The following is a 6,225-nucleotide window of genomic DNA, read 5'->3' on the forward strand; positions in this document are numbered from 1 at the left end:
TGTTCATTAGTCAAGTCGAGTGTCGGAATTGGATTTGTCGGTCAGGTCGAGGCGCGGAGGGGCCCAGCGGAACGTGTGCTGCTGGGCCCCTCCGCGGGGTCAACCTGGGCGTGTGAAGAACTGCCGGGAGCGTCGGGGCTGGAGTTGGGTGACTGCTGACGGCGCGTCGTCTTTCTGGCGGACTTGTGCGAGTTCGATGGACAGCTCCGCGACGACACGGCGTAGGTATGCGCTGGCCTCACGTTCGCGGACCAGTTCCTTTTTCGTCGTCTCCAGTGCCTGCTGGGTTTCGGCGTATCTGTCGGCAAGTTGCTGCATGGCTTCGGGAACGCCGTCGCGGGCTTTCAGACGAGCCTTGAAGTCGCCCACCAGGTCGCCGTGTTCGTAGACGATGTCCCGGCGGAGTCCGGACTCGGTGATCAGTTCGGTGGCGGTGAGCTTGCCCGATGTCGACCGCAGCGGCGCGCCGGCCAGCAACCGCTCCGCTGCGGCCCGGATGGCCGACCTGTCGGCCTCCCGGTTTCGTGGGGTGCGGGCCATCAGGTCGTCCCATCCGATGCCTCAGCAGCGCCCGGTCGAGTGTGTTCGTGCCGTTCGATGATGGATCGTGTCCGGGCTGCCTGGGCGAGGCTGCGGTCGCGTAAGGGACGCGGGCTGAGCGGGTCGACCGCTCGAGCCTCCAACATGATCAGCCGCTGCTGCAGCACTTCGATATCGCGGTTGGTGTAGGCCAGATTGGTGCATGCGGATCGGCAGTCCGACTCGTCCGGCCCGTCGCTGTCCGCTCCTGCGTCCAGCCGGGCCATGCGACACAGCGCAGTCTCGGCGCGGTAGACGCAGGTCATCCCTCGTCCATGGTGGATGCTGGGGTCGGTGCCGTCGAGCAGCCGTTCCACGTTGCGGACCTTGTCCACGACCCGCCCGGCGAACGGCACCATGTTATCGAGGCGGCGCCGGTATTCCTCGGCGGATGGACCGCTGATGTGCTCACCATCGTGAAGGTATTCGAGGTCGTCGTTGGTCTGGTCTATGACCATCTCCAGGCGTTCGATGAGAACGTCATCGAGCCAGCTGGTGTCGGCTTCGCCGGCGTAGGACAGGGTGACGCGGGAACGGACATGGCCATACTGCAACGCGGCGGCGATCAACCCTCCCGGCCGTCGCACTACAAAATAGGCCAGGGTGCGCCTGAAGCGCGAGGCGTGGATCAGCTTGGTGGGGTCCGGTGGGATGGGCAGCTTGCCATCGGGGCAGGAGAAGGTGGTGTTGACCCAGTCGATGAATCTGGTGATGTCTGCGTCGATTACAGCGTTTCTCAATGGTCTGTTTCGGATGATCGCGCGGGGTGACTTGCGTCTTGTGCTGGGAGGGAACAGCAGCGGCGAGTCGGTTAGGGATTCCAGCATGGTGATCGCGGTCCCAACCACGCCGACCACTGCCCAGGATCGCTCACCGACGTTGTGGTCGGTGTGGTCGAGTCCCTTGCTGGCGTGGCCGATCAGGGTGAGCTGCCCTTTGTCGTCTTCGCGCAGGCAACCACGGCGGAGTTGGAGAACTTCCGCCGGGCGCATGCCGCTGAGGTAGCAGATCGTCGTAAAAGACGCGGCCCGAAGGTGCCGGACAAGATCGGCGATCTCGGTCAGGCCGATGGGCTCGTTTCTCCATCGCGTGCCGTGGAGACGGCCGGTGATGGTGCCGAGGTGGGCGTCCGGTGCCACCGTCACTCCGTACTCGCCCGCCATCCTGGTGATCGTGGCTGTCTGCCGATAGACGTGGGTGGCGTCGCAGCTGAGCAGTCGCGACAGATGGCCGCACGCGATTTCGATGGTGCCGTCCCCGCGGCGCTGGCCGGGGAGCTGCCGCCCGCTGTCCCGCAATTGCGGGAGGAACCGTTCCAGTCGTTTGACCAGGGACCGCGAGAAGTAGTGCTCTCGATAGAACTGGGCCGTGGGGTGGCTGCCATCCATGAGCTGGCGGTCTTCACGGAAGGCATCCCGGATGTCGGGGCCGAAGTCCTCCAGGACTCGCAGCGCCCAGGCGAGCAGTGCATCCATGGTGTCGGGATGGATGCGGGGTGTCTTGTTGTAGCGGTTCCACGCGGTGTGCCCGACCAGGTTGCGGGCGGTCGCCGATCCCCACGGCCGGGTTCCCGGGAGGCGGTACTCGATCGGCAGGTTCTCCCGGTAGGCCCAGAGTGCCCGGACAGCGTGCAGGTAACCGGCTTTGCTCTCACCGCTGGCGGACAGCGCAGTGACGTGTGCCCGGTAGATATCCAGGTCTCCGGCGGTGACATCACGCAGTTGCCTCACCTGCCTGGCATCGAGCCAGTCAGCAAACAGTCGAAGATCGAGGAGCCATCCGTAGATGGTGCCCAGGCTTGCTTGTTCTCCAGGAGCTCCCGACAGCAGGATCTCGGGGCGGTCGTGATCGAGTGCCGCCAGTGCGAACGTCTTGAACGAAACCCGCAGGGTCTGCGGATAGCGTGTGAAGTTCAGGCTTGGCGCGGATTTGGGGTTGTCGACGTCCGCCGGGGTGGTGAACCACACGTCGTCGCCGAATCGCGACAGATCGGTGGTGTCGGCAAGCGGGTGCAGTGCCCGGCCGCGCAGGATGATCGTGCGCGGGGTGGGCCGTGGCAGGCCCTCGGCTGTGGATGTCGCGGAAGCGATTGAGGTCATCGGAGATCGAGGTTTCCGTCCAGGAGTTCGTCGACAAGGTGCCGGTCCGCCTCCGAGAGCCGGCGGCGGGCTTCGTCACGGTTTTCGGCGCTGTAGTGGTCGAGCAGATCGGTCAAGCGGGCAAATGGGGTGCCGTAGCGGTGCTCCCAGAGCCCCGGGTCGAGGTTGGCCCGCAACGTCTTGAGCCGGTCGTGGGCCGCGGTCTGGATGGGGAGCTGATGGGGCAGGGCCCGAGCGTTACGGCAGAGCAGACACTGCAGAAACGAGGCGTCGCATGGGGTTCCAGGCTCAGTGTGGGGGCTGTCGCGGTTGTCGACGCAGGCGGCCAGGACGGTGTCCTGCTCCCCGGCGAGCATCCGCTTGAGTACGTCGACCTCGACCCCCATCTCGACGGCCGCAGTGGCAGGGTGCGTTCCAGCCCGGTCGAGGAACTCCGGAGTGAACACCGGCACTGCTTGTGCAGCGCGAGCCTTGGACACCTCGTCGTCCAGCGTTTCCCGGACGATGTCGCGGCTCTCCTCGACTACCTGCGGACTGCGCCGCAGGTAGTAGTCGTTCATGGTCGCGCGGGAGTGCGCGATCGGCTGCCGCCGCCGCTCGATCGCGGTCTGGCGGAGACGCTGGGTCGACACGATCGGCGTCGCGGCGTCGAGAGCTTCTGGTGGTTCCTCGTCCTTGCGTTGGTCAGGACGGCGCGCCGGCGCGCGCGGGAAACCGTGAGCATCGGCCCAGATCCCGACGTAATTGGGATACATGCTGGACAACCACCGGCCTTTCCTGCCAGCGCTGACCCCGATGTAGCTGAACGCCCGCTCGATGTGGCCATGCCGACGAACCAGGGCAGAGAGCTCCAGGAGCAGGAGATAAACCCGCAGCGGGGACCGGAACAGGCGGCGTTCCTCGGTGTCGTCGAGGATTTCGGCCAGGCTGCCAGGCAGGTCCTCCACGGCGGCGACCATGAACTCTCGCGCCGGTCCTCGGCGGGGCTTGGTCTCCTCAACCAACGCGACGGCGGGCTCGCCAAGTCCACCGTCTGGGCGGAAATGGACGGCTGGCCAGTCGATGAGGGTGCCGAAGTTCTCGCCGGTCATGTCCACCAGCAACACCGCGAAAGCGGTGACCTCCATGCGGGTCAGACACAACATCGGCATCAGCTCCCGGACGCCGCCCAGGTCGCTAACCGATTTCACGACGTCGCCGCTGGGCCAGCGGGGCAGGTCACCAGTGCGGTCGAGCACGTCGAGGACCTCCGCGATGCGTTCCTCCCGCGACCGCTGAACCAGCTTCCCGCGGCGATACCGCGCCACCAGATCGCGGGCATGACGGATGCGGTCTCGAGCGCGGCGGATGTCACCGCGAGCCGCGGTGAGGATCTGCTGGCGATGCTCGTCGGTGTAGGCCCGGATCTTCGGTAACGGCCGGGTCGGCAAGCGACCCTCGCAGATTGCCCGGCGCGTCTCCGGCCGCAGATCGGCGTCCTTGCGTACGAGGCGACGCAGCACCTGGATCTTGCTGTTGAAGGTGGCTGGGCGCAGGCCGAGCCGGAAGGTGGCGATGTGGGCAGGGGTGATGTCGCGGGGGACGCTCGGTGGGAGGTCCCCCGAATTCAGGGCCGTGGCGAGGTTCTTCAGCACGGTGTAGTAGCCATCGGCGGTCCCGAGCCGCTTGGCTCCGCTGCGGGGACCGGTGGCGCGGGCGAGTGTGGTGGCCATCCAGCGCTGCAGGGCAGGCGCGACGGGAACCGTTGTGAAGTCGTAGATCTTGCTGCGTCGCCCGTTCTCCTCGATGAAGGTCACGATGCAGGTGCCCGGTGCGATGACCAGCCGCTGCGGTGGTGCCCAGGCCTGATGCGGTTGGCTGGCGCGCCGACCGCGCCTTGCGGGAGGCGGCTCGTTCATTGCCCACCGTCCTGGGCGCGCTCGGGCACTGGGGCCTCGGTGAGTCGCACCGCGGTCAGGACCCGGTCGCTGTCCTGAACGACTTTGCCGACGAGCTGTTCGACGGCTGCCCGTTCCTCCTCATCAAGCAGCGAGAAGATGTAGTCGACCTGCAGGCCGGCGAAGGGTTCGAGGTACCAGTCCTTGGTGACTTCCGGGCTGCTGTGTCCCAGCAGGGTGGCCAGTTGGAACCAGACGTCGCCGAACTGCTCGCGCAGATCCCGTTTCTCCCTGTCGGTGAACCCCTCGAGTTGCTGGCTCCACACCACCGACAGGATCGAAAACCACTTCAACGCGTAGGAATGCCGGGCCATATGAGGCCGTGCCCACAAGGGACACTCCACCGTGTGGTCGTCGCCCTTGCCGTGCGCGGCGGCCCACTGATTCTTGATCCGCTTGTTGGCGGTCTGGAAGGTTTTCTCCCAGCTATGCGCCTGCTTGGGCATCCCGTCGTTGCCGAGCCACACCGCAAGCGGCTCCAGGCCCGCGTCGGTAGCGCGGAACAGCCGGAGCCGTTCCTCCGGCCCCAGCACGTCCAGTGCCACCGGCGTGCTTCCCGACGAGGTCATCACCGTGACGGTGCGGCTGTGCCGGTTGCATCCGGTCACCATTATCAGGCCGGACAGTTGGTCATAACGGCCCTGGCGGCGGGCCCGCTGGATTGCCTCCACCCGCGAGCCCTCCACCGGGTCCATGTAAGCGGCGATGGCCTTCACCACGCTGCGGGGAATCCGATAGGTGCGCCCCTGCTTGCCTCCCTTGATGCACGCCGCCGTCAGCCATGCTTTGGGAAACCGGCCGAGCGCATCCTCGTCGGGAAGTTCAACGTCAAGGATGCTCGACCACTCGGTCAACCGCAGACCGGTGCCGTACAGGCCGTCAACGAACGCGGCGTCCCGGTCCTCGTTGAAGCCGCGCCAGCCTGGCCGCCGGCGGCCATCGAACCCGTACCCGCGGAGCCCGATGTCGCGCCATTGCTCGAAGGCCGAGCGCAGCAGCCATTTCACCTGCCGACGTGGTGATCCCGCCGGCCGCATCGGGTCTCGCCGCTGATCGGAGGATGTCACCTCCTGGGCCTGGTCCTCGGCCACCACGCGGGTCGGTACCGGGTTGGCAACCCCGTACCGCGCCGCCCAGTCGTAGAAGGCGTTCAGTCCGGCGCGGTCGGTGTCGAACGATGTTGGCCGTACCCGCTGGAGGTTGCGGTGATCCGTGATCCGCCAGTACTTGAAGTCGTCGAAGTCCGCAGGTGTCGCCTCGTCCCACGACCGGCCGCGAGTTGCCAGGAAGTCCAACCAGACCACCAGCGAGAACGCATAACGCCGCCATGTCCGTGGTCGCCTGGCTGCGACGGACCCGAACCGGAAGAACAAGTTGATCCGAGGGTCCGCCTCACCCGAGGAGGACAGCAGGATCGGCGTCCCATGCCGAGCGCCGTTACGTTCCGCCCGTACATGCACGTCCCCGAACTCGTGCAACTGCTCGTCCTCGGCGGCTGCGGTGAAGACCTGCCGGAAGTCATAGAAGTCCAGCGTCCAGCAGCCCGGCTCGTCATCCAAAATGGTCCCTCCAGAATCTCAAGATCGACAGTTCTGGAGAGACTAGAGAAG

Annotated in this window: 4 protein-coding genes; all 4 read right to left on the reverse strand. The window is 66.2% G+C overall.

What is annotated here, in order from left to right; translation table 11 throughout:
- Positions 1 to 99: 99 nt before the first annotated feature.
- Genes ACFVJ3_RS48945 through ACFVJ3_RS48960 form a run of 4 tightly spaced genes read right to left on the reverse strand, consistent with a single transcriptional unit; the run spans position 100 to position 6,174 of the window.
- Entirely contained in the window at positions 100 to 540 is a 441-nt protein-coding gene (locus ACFVJ3_RS48945; protein WP_378458958.1) for a hypothetical protein, read from the reverse strand.
- Positions 540 to 2,678 carry a hypothetical protein gene (locus ACFVJ3_RS48950; protein WP_378458959.1) on the reverse strand — a complete coding sequence of 713 codons (2,139 nt, stop codon included), beginning with the start codon at positions 2,676 to 2,678 and terminating at the stop codon, positions 540 to 542. Before ACFVJ3_RS48950 ends, ACFVJ3_RS48945 begins: the two co-directional genes overlap by 1 nt.
- Positions 2,675 to 4,576 carry a hypothetical protein gene (locus tag ACFVJ3_RS48955; protein ID WP_378458960.1) on the reverse strand — a complete coding sequence of 634 codons (1,902 nt, stop codon included), beginning with the start codon at positions 4,574 to 4,576 and terminating at the stop codon, positions 2,675 to 2,677. The genes ACFVJ3_RS48950 and ACFVJ3_RS48955 overlap by 4 nt, the downstream gene beginning before the upstream one ends.
- Positions 4,573 to 6,174 carry an integrase gene (locus ACFVJ3_RS48960; protein ID WP_378458961.1) on the reverse strand — a complete coding sequence of 534 codons (1,602 nt, stop codon included), beginning with the start codon at positions 6,172 to 6,174 and terminating at the stop codon, positions 4,573 to 4,575. Before ACFVJ3_RS48960 ends, ACFVJ3_RS48955 begins: the two co-directional genes overlap by 4 nt.
- Positions 6,175 to 6,225: the final 51 nt, after the last annotated feature.

This window comes from Rhodococcus sp. NPDC127593 (assembly GCF_042671975.1).
In the GTDB taxonomy this organism is placed as follows: Bacteria; Actinomycetota; Actinomycetes; order Mycobacteriales; family Mycobacteriaceae; genus Rhodococcus_F.

Coding starts and splice junctions, on each gene's coding strand:
- ACFVJ3_RS48945 (WP_378458958.1), bottom strand. CDS start 540: ATGGCCCGCACCCCACGAAACCGGGAGGCCGACAGGTCGGCCATCCGG.
- ACFVJ3_RS48950 (WP_378458959.1), bottom strand. CDS start 2,678: ATGACCTCAATCGCTTCCGCGACATCCACAGCCGAGGGCCTGCCACGG.
- ACFVJ3_RS48955 (WP_378458960.1), bottom strand. CDS start 4,576: ATGAACGAGCCGCCTCCCGCAAGGCGCGGTCGGCGCGCCAGCCAACCG.